The sequence below is a fragment of the Sphingomonas sp. 67-41 genome (assembly GCF_001899725.1).
Taxonomy (GTDB): Bacteria; Pseudomonadota; Alphaproteobacteria; order Sphingomonadales; family Sphingomonadaceae; genus Sphingomonas; species Sphingomonas leidyi.
Genome location: NZ_MKWJ01000014.1, coordinates 71,608 through 95,463, shown reverse-complemented (window position 1 = coordinate 95,463; position 23,856 = coordinate 71,608). Strand labels below are relative to the sequence as shown.

Genomic DNA, 23,856 nt, shown 5'->3' with positions numbered 1-23,856 from the left:
CTGCTCCTCGCTAAACCTGCTGCGCTTCATCTCCGTCCTCCTCAATGAAGGACTCTAGCTCAAACTGGAGGAGTTTCAGGGGAGCACGTCAGACTCAAAAAGATTTGGCGGAATTCCTCGGCATGAAGATGCAGCAGATCCAGCGTTACGAGGCTGAGCGCTACCAGTCGATCAGTCTTCGGCGCCTGGAGATGATTGCCGACGCATTGTGCTTGGAGACAAGTCTGACGCCGAAGCTCTCCGGAAACCGGGAAATCAGTCCGGTCGATCTATCGAACGCCGCATCCTTCCCCGTCGGCGAAATGTACCGGCGCGGATGGTTCGGAGCATATCGCGGTACTCTAATCAAGGCGTTGAAGGAAGCGCCCGAGCAACTCGCCGCATTCTTCGAACGGGCATACGGACCGCACGCCCCGCTCCGTCGGCGATATAGCCGTTCGCGCGATATTCCGCACGAACCGGCACTTTTGGCGTGGGAAGCGAGGGTCATGATCCTGGCGGACGCGCGACCTCCCGCCACCGCTTTCCGTCCCGCGACGGCCAGCCACGACTGGCTTCGTACGCTGATAGGTTTCAGCGCAGTTCGGGGCGGCGTGAAACGGATCGAGGGGTATCTCCGCGACGCCGGAATCGTGTTTCTGGTGGAGCCGGCGCTGCCGGGCATGCAGGTGGACGGCGCCGCGTTGCGCACTGCGAATGACGTGGCGGTCCTTGCGCTCACGGTGCGCGATTATCGCATCGAGTCGTTCTGGCTGGCGCTAATGCACCAGCTCAGCCATATCATTCTCCATATCGCGACAGGTCAATATGACGCGATTTTTTACGAGCGGGGGGCCGCTTCGCGCCAAGACTTTGAAGACGAAGCGGACGTGTTCGCGCGCGAAACACTTATCCCAGGCCGGCAATGGCAATCCTGCAAATCACAATATACCTGGACCTCACAAGCCATCGCGGCAGATGCCAAGCGCTTGGGAGTTGGTCCCGCGATAGTGCTCGGACGGATCCAACTCTCCGTTGGCGATGAGGAATTGCCCGACGGGCTCATTCGGGGCCGCGACGTCCGAAGGCAGCTTGCCGGTTGAGGTCCAGGCGAAGCACCAAGATAATGCCTGCGCGCCTTGAAACGCTGGCACGACATTGAACGTAGGCGACGCTGGACATGAGTTGCAGCGTGACTGTCGCCAATTTGACAAGGGCTGCAGGCGAACCTGCAGCCCTTTGCGGTTCAAGGCGCGCCTTAGAAGGAGACCCCGAGCGAGGCCACCACGCCACCCTTCGAGATGTTGCGGCTGCCCACGAAAATGTCCGCGTCGGTATCGACGTACGAAACACCGAGCGTGAGATGGTTCCAGGTGTATGAAGCTCCCAGGCTCCAGTCGGTGTATTTCTGACCAAAGGTCAGATAGCTTGGACTGAAATTGTGTCCGAGATGGGCGGAGACGCTCACCGGCGTGCCGGGAATGCCCGCGGACACATCGCCGGCGAGATAGAAGTTCTCCTCCTTCGTGACGCCGTTGAGCGTCAGCGCGTTCTGCTTCGGGGCGTAGACGGCGCTGATCTTGCCGGTGACAGGCCCAAGCGTTTGCGAGACTGCCACATAGGGCTCGGCAAAATCAGTGTTGGGAATGGGGGAGTCCGAATAGACATAATAGGTCACCCCCACATCGACCGTCGTGCTGCCAAAGGTGTGTTTGTAACCGGCGATCAGGTCTAATTCCGAGCTGTTGCTCGCAATATAACCATTGATCGAGGAGCCCCATACCGTAGCGTAGACGCCGGACTCATGGCTGACGGTGAAGGTGCCCTGGATCGCAGGGCGCTTGTTCGATTGCGAGATTCCGCGAAACCGATAATCGCTTACCACCGTAGCCCCGCCTGAAACTGTGACGGCGGGCGGCGCTTCGGTTTCTTCCTGCGCGAAGGCGGGTGTCGAGATCGAGAGAATAGTGATCGCTGCTGTAGCGAGAACAGACATTCGCATTTGGCTAACTCCTTGTTGTGCCGATCTGTTCTCCTGCGGCTCGCGTCTCGCTCTTCATTTTCTCGAAGCGATGAAGCTGAGCTGACCCAGTTTGTCGAATTATGCCGCAGTGCACAACCGCAATGCCGATCCGCGACGATTCTGGCCCAGACTGTTGCGCTGCGGCAACAACCTGACGCTGCTGCATAAGATTGGAGCCTGCTCAGCGCGCGTCGATATGCAAAGCCCGTGACGTGTGCTCGACGGGTGCGTGAATACTGAACTGAATGCACGCGGGGTTATGCCGGACTTCATCTCTTGCAGAGCGAGTATCGTCTTGATGGCCGCGATGTCGAAACCAAGACCCCAGAGCATGGCGGACATCGTGGCTCGATTCAATAGTGGCTACAGGATGTAGGTATGGCGCTTGGCCGGAGGTGTGAACCCGAGAACGATCAAGACCGAGCATGGCGTTGGCCTGATCTGGGCCGCCTGGCGCGATAAGCGCCAGGGGCGCGAGGCGCTCGCGGTTCGCCAGACGAGCCGCCTCGTCGACATGATAGCCTATGCGCGGGCTCGCTCGCCTGTGTACCGCTAGCTGTATCGTCTGCCGGATCGCATCGAGGACCCGAGCCAATTGCCGGTCACCGACAAGAAGATGCTCATGGAGCGTTTCAACGAATGGCGCCCCGACCGCGCCGTGACGCTTGAAGCCGCGGAGGCAGTTTTCGACGATCTTGACCGGATTGGAGAGCGGTTCCTCGGAAAGTAAACGCTGGCTACCACCTCAGGTACCACCGACCGCCGCGGGATATTCCTGACCGACGATCGCACGATGGCGGTCGTGATTGCCATGATGCTCCGCTGGATCGGCGACTGGCTCAGCCCGGGCGATATCCTCAAGCTCATCGGCCGGCGCGGGCAGTTAGCGATGGTCATGGCGACGGGCGGGCACTTCGCGTCGGCGGTTACCGCTTTGAATGAGGGGGACCAGCGGTGCGTGCGCTGCGCCTTCTGCGAAGGCGTCAGGGTCCGCGCTTCTTTGACCCGCGTGGCACGCTTGCGACCGGCCGGGGGTCACGGCGGCGGCTGGCCCACAGGCCCGCGCGCACGCCGCCGCGACGGCCGTCCGCCTGCAAGGGTGCGGCTTTTTGTGGCGCCTGCGGCGCGTGCGACTTTTAGGTCGCAGTGACCGCGAAGATTTGTCCGAAGTGGTTGCGATTCCTTGCTTTTGCGATTGGCTTGCCTTTTGAACCGTTCCAATCCTAGTCTTGGAATGCGCCGCTCAAAGTGTGGCGCCGAGGCGTGAGAACCTCGTTTGGGATCCCTATCCAGGCACTAGCGGCCGGGTGGCCGACGCGCATGTTCAGGCCGTTCGCGGCTAAAGGCGTCGGCGCAAGTCCTCAAACTTGTTCTCAACACCCGGCTTCTGCCGGCCGGCCTCGCTTGTGGGAGACGGGGCGGTGGCGTTGGTGGCCGAAGAACATCTTTGCTGGTGCGGGGACGCTTGATGTCGCCACCCGCGCCTTCGACCATTCCCGCGTTCAGCGACCCCGACGACGGTAATGGGAGCCCGCTCGGGATCGAGATGATCTACCGAAATGAGCGCCACGCGCTGGTCCGGTTCATCACGCGCTACCGGTCCAATCCCGAGGACGCCGGCGACGTGGCGCAGGAGGTCTTTCTCCGCGTCGCGCAAAGCGAGCAGGGACGAAGCGAACCGATCGCGCGGCCCCGGGCTTTTCTGCGGCAAGTGGCTCGCAACCTGCTGCGCGACCGTGCAAAGAGCGCGGCGGGCCGGGGCGAGCTGTTGCACGTCCCGTTCGAAGAAGACGCCATTTCGGTGGCGAATGAAGTGTCACGACTCGAAGCACGCGATAGTCTCGTGCGCATCGAGGCGGTAATGCGTCGGATGAAGCCCAAGACTCGGGAAATATTCATGGCGCATCGCCTCGACGGCCTTAGCTATAACGAAATCGCCGAACGGACAGGTATGTCCGTCTCGGGCGTTGAGAAGCAGATGGCCAAGGCAATGACGATGCTTATTCAATACGCGGGCAAGGATTGATGCCGGGTTCCGGACCGACGGATAGCCCAAGCCCCGCCGTCGCCAAGCAGGCTGGCATTTGGTGGGCACGGATGCGAGGCCCTGATCGCGAAGCGCATCGTGCCGAGTTCGAGCGGTGGCGCAACGCCGACCCTGCGCATCGCGACGCTTTCGAGCAAGCCGGCGGGCAATGGCTTGATAGCGGGGGACTGGCGGACACCGAGATGGGGCGCAACCGGCGACTTCCCGAGCGCAGACCTCCGATCTGGGAAATGCCTGCAGCACGCCCTGCCTTCGCGGCGGCCGCCGTGCTGCTGGTGGTATTGGCGGGATTCTGGTTCGTGCGCGCGCCGAGTGGGGCGCCGGAGGCGCCGCTGGTCGCAGCCGCCGAGCCGACAGTGTCTCGCGTGGGCGAGATCCGCGCCGTGAAACTCGCGGACGGATCGACGGTGACGCTCGACACCGACAGCGCGATCGAGGTCCGTTTGTCGGGCGATCTGCGCCTGGTTCGGCTCGTCCGCGGGCGTGCCCGGTTCGATGTCGCCCATGATGCGGCGCGCCCCTTCCGGGTCGAGGCGGGCGGCCGGACCGTCACCGCGCTCGGCACCCTGTTCGATGTCGGGTTCGAACGGGGAGGGGTGAGGGTCAGCCTGTTCCGCGGTTCGGTCGACGTGCGCGGCCTTGCGCCCGCGGGTAGCGTCGCCGCCGTCACGCGGCTTTCGCCCGGCGAGTGCTTCACCGACCGGTCGCGCGAGCCCCAGGTGGTCAAGGCACCGCCGGGATTGCAGCAATGGGTCTCGGGCATGCTCGATTTCGACGGCGTGCCGCTGGGTGACGTGCTCGAGCAGACCAATCGTTATTCGGCGCGCAAGATCCGCCTGGGCGACCCGTCGCTCGCGGGCCAGCGCGTGACGGGGGGCTTCCGGCCGCTTCCGGTCGACGAGCTCGCCGCTGCGCTGGCCGCCGCCTTCTCGCTGCGCGTCGAACGCTCGCCGCAGGGCGACCTTATCCTTCGCCGCCCATAGCCTGAACGACCCCGGAATTATTTTAGGCGGGTTTTCCGCCAAACCTCGTCTCGCACCCCAGACCGCCAAATCGGCGGCGCCAAAATGGGGAGCGATAGATGCGGATGGGGAAAATGGGTGCGCTGGCATTGGCCGGCACGGCGATGGTCATGGTTGCGCCGGTGGCGTCTGCGCAGGCCGACAATGCGCGCGAATTCGACATTCCGAGCCAGGATCTGGGCGCAGCGCTGCGCGCGATCGTGCAGCAGTCGGGCACGCAAGTCATCGCGCCGACCGAACTGGTGGCGGGTCATCAGGCGCCGGCGCTGAAGGGCAGATTCCGTCCCGAGGTTGCGGTCTCGCTGTTGCTTCGCGGCAGCCGGCTGCGCGTGGTGTTCGTCGGCAACACGCTGGTCGTTCAGCGCGACGATACCAGCCAGGAGGGAAACGCACCTGCTGAGGGCGAGGGCGAAATTCTCGTCACCGGCACGCGCATCCGCGGCAGCGGGCCGGTCGGCGTCCCGGTCATCACGGTCGACCGCAAGGCAATGGCCGAGAACGGCTTCTCGACGACGCAGCAGATCGTCCAGTCGATCCCGCAGAACTTCGGCGGTGGTGCCATCGAAGGGATGAGCGGGCTGATCACGGGCGCTGGCAACGGCAACGTCAGCCGCGGTGTCGGCGTCAATCTGCGTGGTCTTGGCCAGGGTTCAACGCTGGTCCTCATCAATGGCGACCGGCCCCCGCTTGGCGGATTCTCGGGCACCTTTTCTGATCTGTCGGTGATCCCCGCGTCGGCGATCGAGCGCGTCGAGATCGTGCCGGACGGCTCCTCGGCCATCTACGGCTCCGACGCGGTGGCGGGCGTGGTCAACGTCGTCACCCGCAACAATTTCAGGGGCGCCGAAACCAGCTTCCGGATCGGGACGGCTGACGGCGACGCGCAGGAATATCAGTTCAGCCAGCTGTTCGGCGTCAAATGGTCTTCCGGCAATGCCGTGATCGCCTATGAATTCTACCGTCGCGACAATCTCTCCGCCGACGACCGGCCCTACATCACCGACGACCTGCGGCCCTTTGGCGGCGGGGACTATCGCGGCAATTATTCGAGCCCCGGCACCATCGTCGCGGGCGGCGTCAATTTCGCGATCCCTCGCGGACAGTTCGGCAACGGCCTGACCGCGGCGCAGCTGACCCGCGGCGCGATCAACCGCGGCGATGGCTGGGACGGCGTCGACATCCTCCCGCAACAGCAGCGGCATTCGCTGTTCGTGTCGCTCAGCCAAGATTTGACCAGCAACCTGCGCTTCTATGCGCGGGGCCTTGCGACCTGGCGCAAGTTCGACGTCGCGGTCCGCAGTGGCAGCGACACGCGCCGCACCGTTCCAGTCACCAACCCCTATTATGTCGATCCGATCGGCACGCGCCTGCCGATCGGCGTGAACTACAGCTTCGTGCGAGACCTCGGCAACGAACGATACCGGGGGGACGTCCAGGCTTATGGCGGAACCGCGGGCCTCGAGCTCACGCTGGGCGAGTGGTCGGTCGATGCCCACGGCACCTGGGGCACGCAGGACGAGCGCTACGACTATCTGAACCGCGTCAACTCAGCGCGCCTCGCGCTCGCGCTTGCCGACACCAACCCGGCAACCGCCTATAATCTGCTCGGCGACGGACCTTCGACCAACCCTGCCACGATCGAGTCGATCCGCGGCTACAACAAGCGCCGCTGGGATGCTGAGGTCTGGTCGACGTCGGTCCGCGCGGACGGTCCGCTCTTCGCACTTCCGGCGGGTGAAGTGCGCCTCGCCGTAGGCGGCGAGTATCGCGAGGACCGCTACCGCGACCGCGAGAATATCTCCTACACCTCGACGCTGGCGCCGCGCGCCAACGCGCTGACGCCGCTCCCCGGACCCCGCATCGTCAAGGGCGCCTATGCCGAGCTGCGCATCCCGGTATTCGCGGAAGGGATGGCGATACCGATGTTCCGCCGTCTCGACCTTTCGGCGGCGGTTCGCACCGAGCATTATAGCGACTTCGGCAGCACCACGAACCCGAAGGTCAGCATGGCCTGGGAGCCTTTCGGCGGCGTCACGCTGCGCGGAAGCTACGGCAAGTCGTTTCGCGCGCCTGGGGTGACCGAGCTGCGGCAAGACCCCGATACGTTCGGGCAGTTCGCCTATCCGGTGGTCGATCCCCAGTCGCCGACCGGCATGTCCAACATCATGGTCATCCGCGGCAATGATCCGGACCTCGGGCCCGAGCGTGCCACGACCTGGACGCTGGGGGCGGACCTGAAGCCCACTGCACTGCCCGGGCTGCGGGCCGGCGTGACCTGGTTCAGCGTCAATTATCGCGACCGGATCGCGTCGGTCGCATCGAGCGTGACCAACTATCTGATCAACCGCGACATCTATGCGCCGATCCTGACCTTCAATCCGTCGGCGGCGCGGATCGCCGAGCTGTTCGCCTCGCCTTATTATCTCGATCTGGCCGGCATCCCCAGCACCGCGCCGATCGTGGCGATCGCCGACGCGCGGACCCGCAACCTGTCGATCGTTAAGCAGTCGGGGCTGGATTTCGATCTGCAATATGATTTCGGGCTGGGCGGCGGAAACGCCACGATCGGCGCGAACGCGACCTATATCTTCGGGATCAACCAGCAGCTGACCGCCACGTCGGCGCCCGTCGATGTGGTCGATACGGTCGGCAACCCCATTGACCTGAGGGTCCGTGGGCGCGCGACCTGGAACAAGGGCGGGTTCGGTGCGGCGCTGTTCGTCAACTATGCCGACGGCTATCGAAACCTCACGGTGACCCCCGCGCAGCGCGTGTCGTCCTGGACGACCTTCGATCTCAATCTGAGCTATTCCTTCCAGCAGCCATCGGGTCCGTTCAAGGGGCTTCGGGTCGCACTCAACGCGAGCAACCTGTTCGACTCCGACCCGCCCTATGTGAGCTATGTCGTGGGCACGCTCGCGGTCGGGTTCGACGGCGAGAATGCAAATCCGATGGGCCGCTTCGTCGCTTTGCAGGTCACCAAGTCGTGGTGAGACAACTGCTCAGCACCACTGCCCTCGCCTTGCTCGCCTGCATGACCGGGGTGGCGCACGCAACGCCCTCGGCTTGCAGCGAGCGCCTGTTGCCGCCTCCCCCCGAGGCGGCAACAGGCCAAAGGGGGATCGGGGCGCGCGATCTGATCGAGTTGCGCGACTTCGGGATGATGTTCGACACCGCGAAGAGACCGTCGTTCAGCCTTTCGCCGGACGGAAGATATGCGGCGCTGATCCTGCGGCGTGCCGATCCCGACAGCGACAGCTATTGTTTCGGCGTGATGCTGGCGACGCTGGATGGCAGGACACCGCCTCGCCTGCTCGATGTCGGGGGTGAGTTCATCCAGGCAATGACCGACCCCTACGGCGTGACGGGTGTGCCTTCGGGCCTCCCGGTCACCGAGCCGCCAATCTGGTCGCCCGATGGACGCTCGCTTGCCTATCTGCGCCGGGACAAGGGCCAGACCCAGATCTGGCGGGTAGGCCTCGACGGCGCGCCCGCGAAGCAGATCACCGATCTCGCCACCGAGCCGCGCAGTCTCGCGTGGAGCAAGGACGGCCGAACCCTGCTGTTCACGACGCGTCGGTCGTTCAATGCGGGAGTCGCCGAGATCGAACGTGAAGGCCGGTCCGGCTATCTGTATGACGATCGCTTTTGGTCGGTCGCCTTCTCGCGGCCGACGCCCCGGCTGCCACTACCAACCGAGATCAACGCATTCGACCTCGCAACCGGGGAAAACCGCATCGTGACGGCTGACCAAGCCGCCGCGATGAAGGGTGAAGCGGCGGGGGGATTTCCGGCGGATGCCGGGGCCACCGCGACCTCCCGGTCCGGAGGCCGAGCCTGGGTAGCGAGTGAGCGTGCCGATTTGCCCCGCGGTCCGACGTTGCTGCGCGTCGAAGTGGGCGGGAAGGCCGTGGCCTGCACCGGCGACGCCTGCCGCGAGCCGATCGCCGGGCTATGGTGGATCGCGCCTGATACGCTGCTCATCCTGCGCGGCGGCAATGCCGACAATGGTGGCCGCAGCGCGATCTACAGCTGGCGTCCCGGTGCCGAACGGGGGCCGCGCCGGTTGTTCGAGACCGAAGATTTCCTGCCCGGATGCGCTCAGGCCGGTGCAACCTTGATCTGCGCCCGCGAAACCGCCACCCGACCGCGCGTCCTGGTGCGGATCGATCCGGCGACCGGCCGCAGCACGACGATCTTCGAACCCAACCCCGAGTTTGCGACCGTGCGCCTGGGAAAGGTCGAGCGGCTCACCTGGACCGACCACGACGGTGTGCGGACTTATGGCGATCTCACGCTTCCGCCGACCCACCAGATCGGCGAGCGCCACCCCCTCATCATCGTCCAGTATATCTCAAAGGGCTTCCAGCGCGGCGGACAGGGGGACGAATATCCCATCCAGCTACTCGCGGCGCGCGGCTATGCCGTGCTCAATTTTCAATGGCCTGCCGAAGCGCCCGAGGCAGCCTCCAAGGCCAACGACGACGCCGCCCAGCGCGTCAAGGTCCGGAACTGGTCGGGACGGCGCCGGATCCTCACCGCGCTCGAAGCCGGGATCGACACCGCCATCGCCAAGGGCGTCGTCAACCCCGATCTGATCGGGATCACTGGCCTGAGCGACGGCGCGAGCACCGTCCAGTTCGCGCTCAACAACTCGACGCGCTTCAAGGCCGCGATCATGTCGTCCTGCTGTGATGACCCCAACGTCGTGTTCAGCGCGGGCCCGGGCTACGGCAACACCGTCGTGCAAGGGGTGGGCTATCCGCCTGCGGGCGCGGATGGCCGTGAATTCTGGCGGGCCCAGTCGATCGCCGTGAATGCCGACCATCTCCGGGTGCCGCTGCTGATGAATTTGCCGGATGGCGAATTCCGGATCGCCCAGGAGGCCTTTGCCGCGCTCAAGGCGCATGGCGCGCCGGTCGAGATGTATGTCTATCCCGACGAATGGCACACGAAGAGCCATCCGGCGCACCGGCTGGCCATCTACGAGCGCAACATCGCCTGGTTCGACTTCTGGCTGCTCGGCATTGAATCTACCGACCCCGCGCGGGCCGCCGAGATTGTTCGGTGGAAGGCCCTGCGGGCGGCGTCAGCGAAGTGACCGGCCTTCCCAGTGGCGGACCCATGCTTCGACCTCTACGAGCGCCATGAGTTCCGGAAGCGCCTCAGGGTCCGCCATCGTACCGCCAAGGAAGGCGATGATACGGTCACGGTCGAGCAGCCCTTGCCGCGTGAGCGAGCCGTTCAGGAGCATATCGCGTAGAATGGCCATGTTTGCCCGGATCATCCGGTAGGCGAGGCTGCTGAACGACACCTTGGTGCGGCGATCGATGACGGATGCGGGCAGGCGATCGCGGAAGGCTTCGCGTGCTACGGTGCGGTTGTTGCCGCCTGCGCACCAGTACCAGCTCGGAATGGCGATGCAGACCTCCGCGATCGGCTGAGACATCAGCGGCGAGAGAAAAGGAGCCACGGCCTCGCGCCCATAGCCTTCGAGCTGGTTCTGGATCCCGATGATCGACCAGACATGCTTGCGCTTCCCCGGTGGGATTCCGGCAGGGGAGGCGAGCCAGGGATTGCCCTCCGGCCATGGCAGTGCCTCGCGTACATGGGGCGCCAGGAAGCCGTTGGTCATCGGCGGTGGCATCGCCGAATGGCTCCGCGGCCAGCGGCGGGCGGCCGTGGCCAGCACTTTCCAGATATTGGTTCGTGTGAGCTGTGCGATGTCGCCCGCGGTTTCGAGCACGCCCTTGCCCAGCCCCTCGGCAGCAAGGCGGTCGATCAGTGGAAACGCGGAATGGGTGAGGCAGAACATGCTGTCCCCGCCGCCGCCGCCAAAGAAGGCATCGGTGTGGAGCCCGGCCGCCAGCGCCTGGATCGGACGATCGAGCGCCTGGGAGAAGGCGCGCGCGCAGGGCCTCGGCAAGTCGCGCGCATCGCTGTGACGGATATCAACGGTTGTCGCATCGGCGACCAATTCGGTGAGCGGATATCCCAGGTGTTCGGCGACGGCCCTCGCCCAGGGCAACTCGCTCGCGTCCCCGGGTGCCGGGCCGAAGGTCAGGCAGTGCACGCCCGATTGCTCGGTGCGCATCCCGGCGGCGACGATCGAGGAATCCAGGCCGCCGGAGATCTCTATAAGCGGCCGCTCGAAGCACGCGCCCCACGCGCCTAGCGTCGCCGTCGCAACTTCGCGCAGGGTCGATATCGCGGTCGCAGGGTCGGTGATCCGGGCCTCGGGATCAGCGAAGGCCCAGGGCGACCAGGCGCAACGCGTGGAAACGCCCCGGTCGCCGAGGTCGAGCACCACCCCTGGGAGCAGTTCGTTCACTCCCCGAAGGCAGGTTCGCGCCGGCCGGAAGTCGCGGAAGACGAGAGACTGGGTGACGATGGTCCAGTCGATCACAGGCTCGATCAGCCCCGGCCCGAACAGAAGGTCCGGTCCCGCGGTCAGGACATGCACGCCCTCGATCTCGGCGTGATAGCAGGGCACCATCCCCGAGGGGTCGCGGAAGATTTCGACCCGATCCTCGAGTGCGCGGATCGCGATATAGCCTCCCCAATAGGCCTTCACGAATTCGTCGATGGGAATGTCACCGAGTTTCGCCGGGTCGGTGACTCGCGTGCTATCCTTCCGGTCGAACAGATGACCAAGGATGATACCGTCACCGGTTGGCAGCGCCAGCTGCGCAGCACTGGGGTCGCCGCAGACAAGAAGGCCGTGCGATTCGACCAGTTCGACCATCGCGGGCGATCGCAGACGCTCGGCAACATTGCGCAACCGCTCGGCTGCGTGCGGCGCCGGTCTCGCCACGCAGGCCAGATAGGCGGTTCGGTTCATATCGCGAGGATCGGCGTGAAGCCCGACACATGATCGAAGCTGTCGTTGAGGATCGCCTCCGGCGTCTGCAGCCAGCAATGCGCCGCGAACGGTTCTGGCGCGATGCCGAATACGAGTTGCGATCCCATTCCGCGCCGTGCGAGCCACCGCTCGAGCGCAAGCGAATCGAGGAGACAGTTCCGGGCGATCGGCACCATGCGCCGGGCACGCTCGAACGCATGCGCCTCGGCGAGCGCTCCCAGTCCGCGCCGGGGTAGCGGGCCACGGGTCTGAATGCCCGTGAGGATATGGTTGAGCGAGAATGCGCGCAGCGACAGCCGCATGCCGGCGACGCTCATCGCGACCCGAATGGGATGCCCGGTCGCGGCGCTCTGCGCATCGGGCTGGACGAGGTTCGCGGGGATGGTGACGCGTTCCTTGAGAACGTTGGTCGGCTCAGGGTCGCCTTGGCGGCGAATGCGTGCGCGAAGCAGTGTGTCGGTCACGGCCTTGGGGACGACGCCGGCATAGTTCCGGTCGAGCCAGGCGAGCATCTCGCCGGATGCGGCGGCAGGCACGCGAAAATACCGGTCCTGCCGGATATCGAGCAGGAACAGCTTGTCGGATGCGACGCAGGCGGTCGCATGGGGCAATACACGCCAAAGCATTCCGGTTGCCGGGACCTTTCAGTGGTGCGGCGCCAGCTCGTGCAGAGCGGAACGCCGCTGACGGTCAGTCGTCCGAAAGGCCTTCGGGTAGGACAAACCCGACGATCTCGAACATGCCGGTGCAGCTGCCCCGCGTCTCGACGCTTGCGGGCCCCAGATCGATCAGGTCGATTACCTGGCTCTCTTCGTTCTTCATGGGAAATCTCCGTCTCGGTGGATCGCAGGCCCGGCGCGGAGCCGGGCCCGCGCTTGCGGATCAGTCGTCCGACAGGCCCTCGTGCTCGATGAGCCCGATGACGTCGAAGGTGCCGGTCATCGCGCCCTGGGTCGCGACGCTGGCGGCGCCGAGATCGACGAGATCGACAGCCAGGTCATGTTCGGTTTGCATGGGAGCAACTCCGTCTTGCGTTGGAAAGCGGGTGAACTGATTGCGCCGGCCCGGCGCATGGCCGGACCGGCGCTGCGGATCAGTCGTCCGACAGGCCTTCGCGCGGGATGAGGCCGACGACGTCGTACTTGCCGTCGAGGGCGCCCTGGGTCTCGACGCTGGCGACGCCGAGATCGATCAGGTCGATGGTTTCGTTGGGTTCGCGGTCCATGATCATTCTCCTGTCGCGAGATGCGACCAAGAGAAGATTCGCCAAGCTGGCGGTTATAAGAAGTTTATAATAGGATTATAATCGAAGATCCTGTCAGGCGGCCTCACGGCGTCGAATTAGGTCGGGGACCGCCTTCATTCGGCGAAGATGATAGCGCCGGATTGCTTGCGGAAGTCCGTTGTCGATTTCGGCAAGCTCGTCGAGTTCGCCGAGCAGCGGCTCCAAAACTTCCGACTCGAGCATCCGGAACGGATGCAGGCGATCACCAACACTCGCGATGGCGAGCCGTATCTCGCGATTGGGTGCCATCTCGCCGATGCGCTCGAACAGCAGCGCTGTCCTGGATGCGATTGCCTCATCCTCCGGCTCATCCATGGCGAGCGGATTGCGAGCGGTACGCACTGCCATCAGGACGAGGGCCGAATGCCACTCGTAGAGATCGCGGAGCGCCGCCTCGCCGAGCCGCGGCACATGAAATCCTTCGCCGGCGCTCGCTTCGACGAGATGCTCGCCCACCAGGCGCTGCAGGACATCGCGTACCGGCGTCATGCTGACACCCAGCTCTTCGGCGATGCGGTTCGCTTCCAGGCGCGCGCCGGGCGGGTACCGGCCCTCCCGCAGCATCTGCTTGAGCGTCGCGTAGCTCCGCTCCATCGCCTGGAGCGGGCTCATGCGGCTTCCTCCTGGCCCATCCGGTGCGCGGCGACGGCCTCGGCCTGGTCAGGCCGCAGTGCGTCCACCGCGCCGATATGGTCGGGCAGGTTTCCCGTGAGGAGGAGCGAAGGGCATACGCCCTCGTAGTTGCCGAGGTTGGGGCGGTGCTGGCGGTAGCCGACCAGGGCGGCGAGCTCCGGCGAGAAGCCGCGAGCTATCGCTGGCGGATAGGCGAGCCACTGGTTTTCATAGGGCTTGAGCCATCCAAGGCAGTAGCTGACCACGACCGCCTTGCGGACGTCGCCGCTGCGGTTCGCGCCTGCGCCATGCAGCGTCGAACCCAGAAACAGGAACGCGTCGCCCGGCCCGAATTCCGCGACGATCGAGCGCTCGGGCATTTCCTCTTTGAGCGCCTCATCCCCGTGGCTGCCCGGATAGATAATCGTCCCGCCATTCTCGACCGTGAAGCGGGTGAGCGGCCACATCACGTTGACGAGATACTCGACCTCGCCCTTCACGCCCTGCCACATATCCTGGTCGCGGTGCGGGAATTGCGCCGGGGCGCCCGGGTGCAGTGCGATCGCCTGCATCAGGTTCAGCTGGAGCGTGTCGCACCATGGCGAAAGCACCGCCTCGCTGACGGCGAGGATCAACGCGTCCATGGCCAGCGCGGCGGCATGCGGCGAACGCTTCAGCAGGCTCCCGAACCGCTTGGTCCGGCCGCCATAGAAATCGCCCTTGCAGAAGGGCGTCGCCTCGTACATCGGCGCGAGGTCCGCACCGAGCGCCTCGATCGTCTGAAGCGGCAGCGCGTTCGGGATGACGCACCAGCCCTGGGTCTTCAGAAGCTCGAGCGCGGCATCGCAGCCGGCGGGTTTGGCGGTCGGATCATTGGTCATGGCGATACCTCAGGCGTTGGCGGCGCGGCGCGCCGGCATTTCGTGGGCGGTAAGGGGCGACCAGACGCCGCCTGCGGCCAGGTCAGTCGGTGTGTCGGGCGTGATCGTGATCTCGAGCGCGCCGAGCAGGCAGCCGCAGTTGGCAAGGGGTTCGCCGAGCGCGCGGCATTGCCAGCCGAAGCTCAGGATCTGCTGCAGCCACGCCATCTCGGCGACGCCCGTATAGGTATCGATGCCGGTAACGAGCGCATGTGAGGTCAGCGCGGAGACGAGCTGATTGCGGACCTGGCGTCGCTCGGTTGAGCGTAGCTGTCGTCCCAGGCAGAATCTCGTAATTTCCCAGACCCGTGGGCCTCGTGGGATTTCGCCGGCGCACAGCGCGGGGAAGAGACCGTCCAGGATGTGAGGCCGCGTCGTCGGCAGAAGCCTGGCCGACGCCAGATGCTCGTTCGCGCTGTCGGTGAGGATCAGGTAACGCGCGTGCTGGTCGTCGAACTGGTCGATCTCATAGCGCCCGTCCAGGACCGGCAGGTCCCATTTGAGCAGATCGATGAAGACGCTCTTCCGCGCGGCGAACATCGACCGGAACGCGGTGTCGGCGACGGTGTCGACGGTGGAATCGATGAGAAGAACCATGGCGCAAAACCCCTCGAATTGACGAGGGGCCAAGCATCCCGATCAGTGCCGGTCGGCGATATTCCAAGAAATGGGGATAGCGTCAGTGCTTCAGGATGTCGGAGAAGCTGATCAGTCCGTCGAACAGCGCCCGCACCGCGAGGAGGGCGCGTTTCTGGACGCCGTAGCGCTCGCGGGCATGCTTCAGATGCTGGATCACCGTTTCATGACCGACGCCCAGAATGACAGAGATTTCCCAGTCGGTCTTGCCCCGCGCCGCCCAGAGTACGCAGTCACGCTGCCGGTCGGTGAGGATGGGAGACTGATCGGCCTGGACGTCCCGCGATCCGGAGATGCGCCTGGCCGCTTCGAAGGCGAACGCGCCGATCAGCTGGCACACGAACTGGAACTCGTCGGGAAAGGCCTGGCCCGCGTCTACGGCGAAAGAGCAGGATCCGAGCGCCTCGCCGGGCACGCTCGCGGGGATCGTGAACCCTTGGCCGATTCCGATCTCATAGGCGCGCTCCAGCACGCACCGATCATCCGGGGTCAGCTTGATCATGTCGGGGACAGCGGACCAGGCGAAGCCTACGCTGGCAAGGTTGCAGGCCCTGTGGATGGGATCGGTGCGGCCGAGCCCCCGTTCGTCGAACCATTCCTCCCAGCTCGGCGGATAGTTGTGAAGTCGGACCGCCGGTCCAGCTTCCCTTCCGAAGTCGATGTGATGGGTCAGTGCGAAGTAACGAACCCCCATGTCCGAGCAGCACTGGATCAGCGCATCGTACAACGCTTCTCGCGTCGGCGCAGAGCGCGCATGGTTCACGAAGACTTCGGCAACCTCGAAACGCGGCATGACCACCCCGGCCGCACGCGGGTGCGGACCTCAACCCGCTTTGCCCTCGATACGCCCCTCAACGGGCTCATGTCCGAACAACTTCTCAAGGGAGTCGGTCGAGCGATTGCGGCATCTAGATCGCGCCAAAATGTCCCAATGTAAACAAGCAACTATAGTTAGTGCTGGCCTAAGGAGACAAGTTCGCCAGTTGAGTGTGCCCGATGTTCGCGATTTGTCAGCGTTCGACATTCACCGACATGCATGTTTCCGCCAACAACTATGGCTTCCAGGAAGTGTAAGCTTCAATGCGCTTGAGCTTAGTTGTTAATGCCACCGTTCAGGTAGGTGTTTGCCATTCAGAGTGTCGACACATTGAGCAGTCAATCACCTGGACTTCGGGCATATAAGTGCATCGGCCTCGGAGTTAGCCCGGACAATCGTTCACGAGCGACGCGCTCCCGGATCGGAACAGCAGCCTTGATCGAGCGCGATAGCCGATAGATCTGTCTTGAGATCGACTGGGCGGTTGGCTTCCACCCGTTCAGAATAGCGGTCGGTGAGCTGATCGACATGCGGTCGCAGCAGAACTGTGAAGCGCACCAGTTCCTCCACTACATCGACGATCCGGTCATAGTAGCTGGACGGTTTCATGCGCCCGGCCTCGTCGAATTCCTGAAACGCCTTGGCAACCGACGACTGGTTGGGGATCGTGAACATCCGCATCCAGCGCCCGAGAACGCGCAGCGTGTTGATGCTGTTGAACGATTGCGAACCCGCGCTGACCTGCATCACCGCGAGCGTCCTCCCCTGCGTCGGGCGCATCCCCTGGTAGGCCAGCGGCAGGTGATCGATCTGCGCCTTCATGACTCCTGTGATCTGGCCGTGCCGTTCCGGGCTGCACCAGACCTGGCCCTCGGACCACATCGAATGCTCGCGCAGCTCGTGGACCGCTGGGTGATCGTCGCCCGCCGCCTGATCGGGGAGGGGTAGGTCGGACGGATCGAAAATGCGCGTCTCGCATCCGAAAAGCTGGAGCAGCCGCGCGGCCTCCTCGACGACGAGGCGCGAATAGGAGCGTTCGCGCAGGCTCCCGTAGAGCAGCAAGATCCTCGGCGGAGGATCGAGCGCACCGAGCCCGAACGCAGGCACGCGATTCACGAATTCCGGCTTAAGCGCCGGAAAGGACGTGGGATCGCTCAAGGTCCGCAGTCGGTTCATTCCTGTACTCCCCGTGCGTTCCCCGCGAACAGCATTTGGCTCACGCCATAGGCGAGAAGCGCGCCCGCGAGCTGCGCGGCGATGAATGCAGGCACGCAGCCCGGCGCGATGCCCGCAAAGCTGTTGCTCAACGAACGCGCGATCGTGATCGCGGGATTGGCGAAGCTGGTCGAGGCCGTGAACCAATAGGCGGCGGTGATGTAGAGCGCGACGCTGGCGGGCACCCATTGTGGCCTTGCCTTGATCGTCCCAAGGATCGTGAGCAGCAGGCCGAACGTCGCGACGCCTTCCGCTGCCCATTGACCGACGCCCGAACGCAGTTTCTCGGAAAGCTCAAGGATCGGCTGGTCGAACATCAAATGCGCGAGCCAGACGCCGAGGATACCACCGACCAGTTGCGCGATCAGGTAAGCGAACGCGGTTCCGATTCCGATCTCGCCTTTCAGGCGGAAGACCAGCGTCACGGCGGGGTTGAAATGCGCGCCCGAGATCGGCCCCAGCATGGTGATCAGGACAAACAGGATCGCGCCGGTCGCCAGCGTGTTGCCAAGCAGCGCGATGGCGACATTCCCGCCGGACAGATCCTCGGCCATGATGCCCGACCCGATCACCGTGGCGAACAGGAAGAGGCTGCCGATAGCTTCGGCGAATATCGCGCGCGTACCGGGGGTCATGCAGCGTGCGCGGGGATACGATTGCCCGTCTCGTCGATGACCTGTTCACCGTCTTCTTTGAAGAACGGCCCGCGCTGCGACGCCGGAAGGAGATCGAGGACTTCTTCCGAGGGGCGGCAGAGTTTCACGCCCAGCCGCGACACGACCAGCGGGCGGTTGATGAGCATCGGATGCGCCATCATGGCATCGATCAACGCCGCGTCGCCAAGCGCGGGATCGCCAAGGCCCAGCTCGCCATAGGGCGTGCCTTTCTCGCGCAGGAGCGCGCGCGGCGTGATGCCCGCACGCTCGATCAGCTGTTCGAGCATCGCGCGCGACGGAGGCGTCTTGAGATACTCGACGACGTGCGGTTCAATCCCGGCATTGCGGATCATCGCGAGCGTGTTGCGCGACGTGCCGCATTCGGGATTGTGATAGATGATCACATCGGTTGGCGTTTGCGCGCGCCCCGAAGCGCCTTCGCTTTGGCCGATGGCCTTTAGCGCCGCCCTGAGCGCGGTACGATCCATGGTTTCCACCGGGAGCGCCATCAATTGTCCGATGCGCGCGGCCAGATAGCCATAGGCGCGCAGGAACGCCTCCTGCTTGCCGAGGCCATCGGCGGATGCCGGATCGTCGATGCCCCAATGCACGGTCAGCGGATGACCTGGCCATGCGGGGCAGATTTCGCCGGCGGCGTTGTCGCAGACGGTGACGACAAGATCGATCCGCGGTGCGTCGGTGACCGCAAATTCATCCCAGCTCTTCGAACGGAACAATGCGATGTCGTGGCCGAGCGATTGCAGCACCTCGAGCGCCACGGGGTTTACTTCACCGCGAGGAAAGCTGCCCGCCGAGAAAGCGCGGAAGCGTTCGCCGCCGAGGCGGTTCAAGATCGCCTCGGACAGGATCGAGCGCGCCGAGTTGGCGGTGCATAGGAACAGCACGTTGAAACTGGTGTCGGTCACGCGCAGCCCTCCGCCGCGCAGCGGCTATCCAGTACCAGCGCCGCGAGCGGCGCGCAGATTTCCGGCGACCCGCCGCAGCAATCCTGGAGCAGATATTGGAGCAGCTCGGTCATGTTCTCATAGCGCGCGGAATAGATGATCGACCGGCTCTCGCGCCGTTTGTCGATCAGCCCCGCGTTGCTGAGAATGTTCAGATTGGAGGACAGCGTGTTGGCCGGAAAATCGAGCCTGCGCGCGATCTCACCGGCCGCGATTCCCTCGCGACCGGCCTGCACCAACATTCGAAAAACACTCAATCTTCCCTCATGGGCGAGTGCCGATAGTGCCGCGACTGCGTTTTTTAGTTCCATGATTCGACCATACCGGAAATATCGCATTCATCAACGAGCGCCTTTGAGCGAAGGCGCTCGCCGACATTCCTATTTCGACCGCTTGATGCGGAATTCTCCACTGCCTCGATTATCGACCAAAGTGCAGTCGCCCTCGGCCGCGCCCTTGAAGGGGCAATCCCAGCCAGCGCCCACGATCCTGATCGTCAGCCCGCGCTTGTTCGACTCGTAGTGACAGGTGGCGCTCTGCATCCGGCCGTCGCGATAGACAGGGCGCGCCTTGTTGAGTTCGCGAAGCCCCGGATTGATGGCGCTCTCGACATCGCACCGTACATACCAAGTGCCTTCACCCGAGGCGCTGATCTCGATCGGCGCGCCTGAGCCCGTGGGTTCGGCAGCCTGTGCGGAAGCGGAAGCCACGAGCGCGGCCATAAGCGCAATTCTGATTTTCACTTGATCCTCCCACCGAATGGAGATCCATTGATTCCATACTTCCATGATAAAGGAAATATGGAATCATGAAATTATGATCGATGGGTGATCAGAGACGAGTGTGAAGATTAGACCGAACAGGCCCGGTCGCTGAGCCCCCGAATCGATGCGATCGATCACCATGGAATTTGGGCTGAAAATCCGCCGAAAGCCGCAAATTCTTCGCCACGCCATCCTGCGTTGCGAATTCCACTGCTTCCGATACGCTTCCAGTTTCAGGAGGGGAGTTTGCCGCCCCGTGAAGGGGCGGCGCTAACCCATTGATCCGCCAGAGGGAATCTGGTGCTGCCGGTGAGGATTGAACTCACGACCTCAGCCTTACCAAGGATGCGCTCTACCACTGAGCTACGGCAGCACTCGCTCGAACGGTCCGGCAGTGCCGGGTCCCAAGCGGGAGGCGCCTATGTGCTTGGGCGGGACCGATTGTCAACCCGCCCATGGACGGTTTATCGCAGGAAGATGAGCGAAGCGGAGAAGAAGGCCCGCCTGGCCGAGGCGTTGCGGGCCAATCTGAGGAAACGCAAGACGCAGGCACGGGCGCAGGCCACTGCCGGCGACCCGCCCGATTCCCAGGGCCCGGATTCCCAGGGCCCCGATTCTCAGAGCGACGCCACCCATAGCGATACGCGGTCCGCGGCATCATAGGCGTTGCGCGCGATCGCGTGCGGCCCGAGCAGATATACCGCCATCGTGACCGCACCCGCCAGGAACCACATCACCCGATAGGTGCGCACTTCGCTTCTAACCATGCCAACTCGTCCCCGCCCAGCTGCGGACCCAGGATCCGCAGGACTTCAGCATGATAGGCATTGAGCCAGGCAAGTTCCTGCACGGTTAGCAGAGATGGTTTAATCAGCGTTCGCTCAATCGGCGCGAAGGTCAGCGTCTCGAAGCCGAGCATCTGTTGTTCCGCACCCGAAATCAACTGCTTGACCACCAGCACCAGGTTCTCGATCCGGATGCCGAATTCCTGCGCCTTATAGTAACCGGGCTCGTTCGACAGGAACATGCCCTCGCGCAGCGGCTCCAGGCTCTGGCCGCCCGGATAATAGGGCTGGGCGATGCGCTGCGGGCCCTCGTGCACCGACAGGTACGAACCGACGCCATGCCCGGTGCCATGGCCGTAATCGAGGCCGACTTCCCACAAGGGGCGCCGCGCGAAGCTGTCGAGCTGGGCGCCGGTGGTGCCGTCGGGGAAGATCGCGGTGGCGATGGCGATATGGCCCTTCAGGACGCGCGTGAAGCGGTCCCGCATCTCGTCGCTCGCCTCGCCCACCGGCATCACCCGCGTCACATCGGTGGTGCCATCCGCATATTGGCCGCCCGAATCGACGAGATAGAGCTGGCCGAGTTCGATCGGCAGGCTCGATTCGTCCGTCACCTTGTAGTGCGGGATCGCGCCGTTGGGGCCGGTGGCGGAGATGGTGTCGAAGCTCAGGTCCTTGAGCACGCCGGTCGCCTCGCGGAATTCGCGCAGCTTGTCGGCGGCCGACATCTCGGTGAGGCCGCCCCGGGGCGCGGTTTCCTCGAACCATTTCAGGAAGCGCGAGAGCGCGGCGCCGTCGCGGGCCTGGGCAGCCTTCTGCCCGGCGATCTCGGCCGGGTTCTTGATCGCCTTGGCCAGGATCACGGGGTCGCGCAGCGCCAGTATCTTCGCGCCGCCGGCATCGAGCGCATCGAACACGGCGGCGACCGCGCTGCCCGGATCGGCGGCGACGCGCTTGCCGGCAAAGCCCTTGAGCGCAGGGGCGAAGGCGGTGCGATCATGGATGCGGATCGCATTGCCGAGATGCTGGCGCACCGCGTCGCTCATCTTCTCCGGCGCGACGAACAGGTCGGCGGTGCCGTCCGCATTGACGATCGCATAGGCGAGCGCCACCGGCGTGTGGCTGACATCGGTACCGCGGATATTGAACGCCCAGGCGATCGAATCGAGCGCGGAGAGCACGACGGCGTCCGCCTTGCGCTCGGCCAGCCAGTCGGCGATCTCGGCGCGCTTGGCGGGCGAGGACTTGCCGGCGGCCGCATCGGACTGGACCGCCAGCGTCGCGGCGCTGGGCGCCGGCTTGTCCGGCCACACCGCGTCGATCGGGTTGGTATCCACCGCGACGAGCTCCGCACCCTTCTCGGCCAGCGCCTTGCGCGCTTCCTCCACCCAAATACGGGTATGCAGCCAGGGATCATAGCCGATCCGGCCGCCGTCCGGCGCATGCGCCCCGAGCCAGCCCGACACGCTGGTGGCGGGAACGCCGACATATTCCCAATCCGCCGCCGAGACCTGCTGGCGGACCTGGAGCGTATAGCGTCCGTCGGTGAAGATCGCCGCCTCCTGGGGCAGGACGACCGCGGTGCCGGCCGAGCCCTGGAAGCCGGTGAGCCACGCAAGGCGCTGGGCATAGGCGCCGACATATTCGGACATGTGCTCGTCGGTGAGCGGCACCACGAAACCGTCGAGACGGTCGCGCTTCAACTGCTCGCGCAGGGCCTTGAGGCGGTCGGCATAGCTGGACATCGTTTCTACTCTTAGCTGGACTCTATGGGGCTGCTTTGCGCCGTTATTCGGCAAAAGTCACACCTTGCGCTATCGCCTGGCCGATGAGCGCCTTCCCCCTGCCCCGCGCCGACCTGGCCACGCCCGCGCTGCTGCTCGACGTCGCGGCGATGGACCGCAACATCGCCGCGATGGCGGCCTTCGCCAGGGCGCGCGGCCTGGCGCTGCGGCCCCATGCCAAGACGCACAAGAGCGGCGAGATCGCCCGGCGGCAGATCGCGGCCGGGGCGGTCGGCATATGCTGCGCCAAGCTGGGCGAGGCGGAAGCGCTCGCGGCGGACGGGGTGGGCGACATCCACCTCACCTCGCCCGTGGTGACCCGCGGCGGCATCGCACGGCTGGCGGCGCTGGCAGCGAGGATCCGGCTCTCGGCGGTGGCGGACCATCCGGAGGCAGTGCGCGCGCTGGCGGGCTGCGGCGCGACGATCTTCGTCGATGTCGACCCCGGCAAGCACCGCACCGGCGTGACTTCGCCCCAGGCCGCCGTCGCGCTGGCGCAGGCGATCGCGGAGGCCGGGCTGACGCTGGGCGGCGTGCAATATTATTGCGGGTCCGAGCAGCACATCGCCCGTTTCGCGGATCGGCAAGCGGCGATCGCGGAAAGGACCGCCTATCTGCGCACCGTGCTGGCGGCATTGGCGGCGGCGGGGTTCGCTATTCCCGTGGTGACCGGCGCCGGCACCGGCACCTTTGCGATCGACGCCGATCTGGGCGTACTCACCGAGCTGCAAGTGGGGAGCTATATCTTCCTCGACCGCGAATATCGCGACTGCGAGCTGGCGGGGCCGCGCTTCGAGCAGGCGCTCTGGGTGGATTGCACCGTGGTCAGCGCGAACACGCCCGGCATGGTGACGATCGATGCGGGATTGAAGTCTTTCGCCACCGATGCCGGGGTGCCTGTGCCCGCGTCAGGCACCGCGCGATACGCCTTCATGGGCGACGAGCAGGGTGCGCTGATCGGCGAGGATCTGCCGGGCCTGGCGGAACGCGTCACGCTGGTTCCGCCGCACTGCGACCCGACGGTGAATCTGTACGACGTCTACCACCTGGCGGAGGGCGGCACGGTGACCGGCGCCTGGCCGGTGACCGCGCGCGGCCGCTCCACCTAGCATCTATCGACGGACATAGTGGCAGCGCTTCTTGGCGGTGATGCTGCGATCGATCGCCCGGCCGCCAAGCGCACCGCCCACACCGCCCACCGCGGCGCCGAGCAGGCCGTGGCCGATGATCGCAGGGCCGGCGAGTACGCCCACCGCAGCGCCGCCGACCAGGCCGGCCGTGCCGGTCGAGCGGCGGCACTTCTTGTAATAGGTGCGCGACTTGGACGACTTGCCCTTGTAGTGCGACTGGGCCTGGGCAGGCGCCGTCGGAACGACCGCGACGGGCATGGCCAGTGCGAGGGCGGCAGTGGCCGCGATGAGCTTGCGCATGATTTCCATCCCTTCTTCGAATCCAATGTGCAGACAACTTGCCGGATGGCCGGC

At 64.9% G+C, this 23,856-nt stretch carries 26 protein-coding genes, 1 tRNA gene and 2 pseudogenes; 9 read left to right on the top strand and 20 right to left on the bottom strand.

Annotated elements, in window-relative coordinates:
* Positions 1 to 44: 44 nt before the first annotated feature.
* Positions 45 to 1,082 carry an XRE family transcriptional regulator gene (locus BGP17_RS08300; protein WP_286711646.1) on the top strand — a complete coding sequence of 346 codons (1,038 nt, stop codon included), beginning with the start codon at positions 45 to 47 and terminating at the stop codon, positions 1,080 to 1,082.
* Between the two features lie 155 nt (positions 1,083 to 1,237).
* On the opposite strand, the gene BGP17_RS08295 is transcribed toward BGP17_RS08300, so the two are convergent.
* Positions 1,238 to 1,981 carry a TorF family putative porin gene (locus tag BGP17_RS08295; protein WP_286711645.1) on the bottom strand — a complete coding sequence of 248 codons (744 nt, stop codon included), beginning with the start codon at positions 1,979 to 1,981 and terminating at the stop codon, positions 1,238 to 1,240.
* Positions 1,982 to 2,399: 418 nt separating this feature from the next.
* Here BGP17_RS08295 and BGP17_RS08290 point away from each other — a divergent pair, with 418 nt between their 5' ends.
* The 7 genes and pseudogenes from BGP17_RS08290 to BGP17_RS08265 all read left to right on the top strand — a co-directional run bounded on the left by BGP17_RS08290 (position 2,400) and on the right by BGP17_RS08265 (position 10,172).
* Positions 2,400 to 2,558, top strand: coding sequence for a hypothetical protein (locus BGP17_RS08290; RefSeq protein WP_286711644.1), 159 nt, complete (start codon positions 2,400 to 2,402; stop codon positions 2,556 to 2,558).
* A gap of 39 nt (positions 2,559 to 2,597) precedes the next feature.
* Positions 2,598 to 2,732, top strand: a complete 135-nt coding sequence (locus BGP17_RS08285) for a hypothetical protein (protein ID WP_286711643.1) — start codon at positions 2,598 to 2,600, stop codon at positions 2,730 to 2,732.
* A 738-nt stretch (positions 2,733 to 3,470) separates the two neighbouring features.
* Positions 3,471 to 4,028, top strand: a complete 558-nt coding sequence (locus BGP17_RS08280) for an RNA polymerase sigma factor (protein ID WP_286711642.1) — start codon at positions 3,471 to 3,473, stop codon at positions 4,026 to 4,028.
* Positions 4,028 to 4,177 (top strand): annotated as a pseudogene (locus BGP17_RS23865) (FecR/PupR family sigma factor regulator); the annotation flags it as partial. The gene BGP17_RS08280 and the pseudogene BGP17_RS23865, both read left to right, overlap by 1 nt.
* Positions 4,178 to 4,279: 102 nt before the next feature.
* Positions 4,280 to 5,032 carry a FecR family protein gene (locus tag BGP17_RS08275; protein WP_286711641.1) on the top strand — a complete coding sequence of 251 codons (753 nt, stop codon included), beginning with the start codon at positions 4,280 to 4,282 and terminating at the stop codon, positions 5,030 to 5,032.
* Positions 5,033 to 5,130: 98 nt separating this feature from the next.
* Entirely contained in the window at positions 5,131 to 8,064 is a 2,934-nt protein-coding gene (locus BGP17_RS08270; protein ID WP_286711640.1) for a TonB-dependent receptor, read from the top strand.
* Between the two features lie 41 nt (positions 8,065 to 8,105).
* Entirely contained in the window at positions 8,106 to 10,172 is a 2,067-nt protein-coding gene (locus tag BGP17_RS08265) for an Atxe2 family lasso peptide isopeptidase (protein ID WP_286711639.1), read from the top strand.
* On the opposite strand, the gene BGP17_RS08260 is transcribed toward BGP17_RS08265, so the two are convergent.
* The 18 genes and pseudogenes from BGP17_RS08260 to BGP17_RS08175 form a co-directional block, all read right to left on the bottom strand.
* Positions 10,161 to 11,567 carry an asparagine synthase-related protein gene (locus BGP17_RS08260; protein WP_286711648.1) on the bottom strand — a complete coding sequence of 469 codons (1,407 nt, stop codon included), beginning with the start codon at positions 11,565 to 11,567 and terminating at the stop codon, positions 10,161 to 10,163. The genes BGP17_RS08265 and BGP17_RS08260 overlap by 12 nt on opposite strands.
* A 341-nt stretch (positions 11,568 to 11,908) precedes the next feature.
* Complete coding sequence (locus BGP17_RS08255; RefSeq protein ID WP_286711638.1) at positions 11,909 to 12,544, bottom strand: lasso peptide biosynthesis B2 protein; 636 nt, start codon at positions 12,542 to 12,544, stop codon at positions 11,909 to 11,911.
* A gap of 79 nt (positions 12,545 to 12,623) precedes the next feature.
* Positions 12,624 to 12,755, bottom strand: coding sequence for a benenodin family lasso peptide (locus BGP17_RS08250; protein ID WP_286711637.1), 132 nt, complete (start codon positions 12,753 to 12,755; stop codon positions 12,624 to 12,626).
* A 60-nt stretch (positions 12,756 to 12,815) separates the two neighbouring features.
* Positions 12,816 to 12,947, bottom strand: coding sequence for a benenodin family lasso peptide (locus BGP17_RS08245; RefSeq protein WP_286711636.1), 132 nt, complete (start codon positions 12,945 to 12,947; stop codon positions 12,816 to 12,818).
* 79 nt (positions 12,948 to 13,026) lie between these two features.
* A complete protein-coding gene (locus tag BGP17_RS08240) occupies positions 13,027 to 13,158 on the bottom strand; it encodes a benenodin family lasso peptide (protein ID WP_286711635.1) in 132 nt (43 codons plus the stop codon).
* A 93-nt stretch (positions 13,159 to 13,251) separates the two neighbouring features.
* Positions 13,252 to 13,830 (bottom strand): GntR family transcriptional regulator, encoded by a 579-nt coding sequence (locus BGP17_RS08235; protein WP_286711634.1) that lies wholly within the window; start codon positions 13,828 to 13,830, stop codon positions 13,252 to 13,254.
* A complete protein-coding gene (locus tag BGP17_RS08230; protein WP_286711633.1) occupies positions 13,827 to 14,711 on the bottom strand; it encodes a phytanoyl-CoA dioxygenase family protein in 885 nt (294 codons plus the stop codon). The genes BGP17_RS08235 and BGP17_RS08230 overlap by 4 nt, the downstream gene beginning before the upstream one ends.
* A gap of 9 nt (positions 14,712 to 14,720) precedes the next feature.
* Positions 14,721 to 15,347, bottom strand: a complete 627-nt coding sequence (locus tag BGP17_RS08225) for an acyl-homoserine-lactone synthase (protein ID WP_286711632.1) — start codon at positions 15,345 to 15,347, stop codon at positions 14,721 to 14,723.
* 82 nt (positions 15,348 to 15,429) lie between these two features.
* On the bottom strand, positions 15,430 to 16,179 hold the full coding sequence (locus BGP17_RS08220; protein WP_286711631.1) for a LuxR family transcriptional regulator: 750 nt from the start codon (positions 16,177 to 16,179) through the stop codon (positions 15,430 to 15,432).
* Between the two features lie 423 nt (positions 16,180 to 16,602).
* Positions 16,603 to 17,379, bottom strand: coding sequence for an arsenical resistance protein ArsH (gene arsH, locus BGP17_RS08215; protein WP_286711630.1), 777 nt, complete (start codon positions 17,377 to 17,379; stop codon positions 16,603 to 16,605).
* Entirely contained in the window at positions 17,376 to 18,053 is a 678-nt protein-coding gene (locus tag BGP17_RS08210; RefSeq protein ID WP_286711629.1) for an aquaporin, read from the bottom strand. Before BGP17_RS08210 ends, arsH begins: the two co-directional genes overlap by 4 nt.
* A complete protein-coding gene (arsC, locus tag BGP17_RS08205) occupies positions 18,050 to 18,526 on the bottom strand; it encodes an arsenate reductase (glutaredoxin) (protein ID WP_286711647.1) in 477 nt (158 codons plus the stop codon). The genes BGP17_RS08210 and arsC overlap by 4 nt, the downstream gene beginning before the upstream one ends.
* Before the next feature lie 66 nt (positions 18,527 to 18,592).
* Positions 18,593 to 18,979: pseudogene (locus BGP17_RS08200) on the bottom strand (arsenate reductase ArsC); the annotation flags it as partial.
* A 17-nt stretch (positions 18,980 to 18,996) separates the two neighbouring features.
* Complete coding sequence (locus BGP17_RS08195) at positions 18,997 to 19,350, bottom strand: ArsR/SmtB family transcription factor (protein WP_286711628.1); 354 nt, start codon at positions 19,348 to 19,350, stop codon at positions 18,997 to 18,999.
* Positions 19,351 to 19,419: 69 nt separating this feature from the next.
* Positions 19,420 to 19,827 (bottom strand): hypothetical protein, encoded by a 408-nt coding sequence (locus BGP17_RS08190; RefSeq protein WP_286711627.1) that lies wholly within the window; start codon positions 19,825 to 19,827, stop codon positions 19,420 to 19,422.
* A 274-nt stretch (positions 19,828 to 20,101) separates the two neighbouring features.
* Positions 20,102 to 20,176, bottom strand: a tRNA-Thr gene (locus BGP17_RS08185).
* Between the two features lie 244 nt (positions 20,177 to 20,420).
* Positions 20,421 to 20,570, bottom strand: coding sequence for a hypothetical protein (locus BGP17_RS08180; protein ID WP_167301277.1), 150 nt, complete (start codon positions 20,568 to 20,570; stop codon positions 20,421 to 20,423).
* Positions 20,537 to 22,333, bottom strand: coding sequence for an aminopeptidase P family protein (locus tag BGP17_RS08175; RefSeq protein ID WP_286711626.1), 1,797 nt, complete (start codon positions 22,331 to 22,333; stop codon positions 20,537 to 20,539). Before BGP17_RS08175 ends, BGP17_RS08180 begins: the two co-directional genes overlap by 34 nt.
* 83 nt (positions 22,334 to 22,416) lie before the next feature.
* On the opposite strand from BGP17_RS08175, the gene BGP17_RS08170 reads away from it, so the two are divergent.
* Entirely contained in the window at positions 22,417 to 23,481 is a 1,065-nt protein-coding gene (locus tag BGP17_RS08170; RefSeq protein ID WP_286711625.1) for an alanine racemase, read from the top strand.
* A 3-nt stretch (positions 23,482 to 23,484) separates the two neighbouring features.
* On the opposite strand, the gene BGP17_RS08165 is transcribed toward BGP17_RS08170, so the two are convergent.
* Positions 23,485 to 23,802: a hypothetical protein gene (locus BGP17_RS08165; RefSeq protein WP_167301274.1), complete on the bottom strand. Its 318-nt coding sequence runs from the start codon at positions 23,800 to 23,802 to the stop codon at positions 23,485 to 23,487.
* Positions 23,803 to 23,856 lie beyond the last annotated feature (54 nt).

Coding starts and splice junctions, on each gene's coding strand:
- BGP17_RS08210 (WP_286711629.1), bottom strand. CDS start 18,053: ATGACCCCCGGTACGCGCGCGATATTCGCCGAAGCTATCGGCAGCCTC.
- BGP17_RS08170 (WP_286711625.1), top strand. CDS start 22,417: ATGAGCGCCTTCCCCCTGCCCCGCGCCGACCTGGCCACGCCCGCGCTG.
- BGP17_RS08280 (WP_286711642.1), top strand. CDS start 3,471: ATGTCGCCACCCGCGCCTTCGACCATTCCCGCGTTCAGCGACCCCGAC.
- BGP17_RS08175 (WP_286711626.1), bottom strand. CDS start 22,333: ATGTCCAGCTATGCCGACCGCCTCAAGGCCCTGCGCGAGCAGTTGAAG.
- BGP17_RS08225 (WP_286711632.1), bottom strand. CDS start 15,347: ATGGTTCTTCTCATCGATTCCACCGTCGACACCGTCGCCGACACCGCG.
- BGP17_RS08265 (WP_286711639.1), top strand. CDS start 8,106: ATGACCGGGGTGGCGCACGCAACGCCCTCGGCTTGCAGCGAGCGCCTG.
- BGP17_RS08275 (WP_286711641.1), top strand. CDS start 4,280: ATGCCTGCAGCACGCCCTGCCTTCGCGGCGGCCGCCGTGCTGCTGGTG.
- BGP17_RS08180 (WP_167301277.1), bottom strand. CDS start 20,570: ATGGTTAGAAGCGAAGTGCGCACCTATCGGGTGATGTGGTTCCTGGCG.
- BGP17_RS08235 (WP_286711634.1), bottom strand. CDS start 13,830: ATGAGCCCGCTCCAGGCGATGGAGCGGAGCTACGCGACGCTCAAGCAG.
- BGP17_RS08220 (WP_286711631.1), bottom strand. CDS start 16,179: ATGCCGCGTTTCGAGGTTGCCGAAGTCTTCGTGAACCATGCGCGCTCT.
- BGP17_RS08260 (WP_286711648.1), bottom strand. CDS start 11,567: ATGGTGCCCTGCTATCACGCCGAGATCGAGGGCGTGCATGTCCTGACC.
- BGP17_RS08300 (WP_286711646.1), top strand. CDS start 45: ATGAAGGACTCTAGCTCAAACTGGAGGAGTTTCAGGGGAGCACGTCAG.
- BGP17_RS08245 (WP_286711636.1), bottom strand. CDS start 12,947: ATGCAAACCGAACATGACCTGGCTGTCGATCTCGTCGATCTCGGCGCC.
- BGP17_RS08270 (WP_286711640.1), top strand. CDS start 5,131: ATGCGGATGGGGAAAATGGGTGCGCTGGCATTGGCCGGCACGGCGATG.
- BGP17_RS08195 (WP_286711628.1), bottom strand. CDS start 19,350: ATGGAACTAAAAAACGCAGTCGCGGCACTATCGGCACTCGCCCATGAG.
- BGP17_RS08190 (WP_286711627.1), bottom strand. CDS start 19,827: ATGGAAGTATGGAATCAATGGATCTCCATTCGGTGGGAGGATCAAGTG.
- BGP17_RS08165 (WP_167301274.1), bottom strand. CDS start 23,802: ATGCGCAAGCTCATCGCGGCCACTGCCGCCCTCGCACTGGCCATGCCC.
- BGP17_RS08250 (WP_286711637.1), bottom strand. CDS start 12,755: ATGAAGAACGAAGAGAGCCAGGTAATCGACCTGATCGATCTGGGGCCC.
- BGP17_RS08230 (WP_286711633.1), bottom strand. CDS start 14,711: ATGACCAATGATCCGACCGCCAAACCCGCCGGCTGCGATGCCGCGCTC.
- arsH (WP_286711630.1), bottom strand. CDS start 17,379: ATGAACCGACTGCGGACCTTGAGCGATCCCACGTCCTTTCCGGCGCTT.
- BGP17_RS08240 (WP_286711635.1), bottom strand. CDS start 13,158: ATGGACCGCGAACCCAACGAAACCATCGACCTGATCGATCTCGGCGTC.
- BGP17_RS08295 (WP_286711645.1), bottom strand. CDS start 1,981: ATGCGAATGTCTGTTCTCGCTACAGCAGCGATCACTATTCTCTCGATC.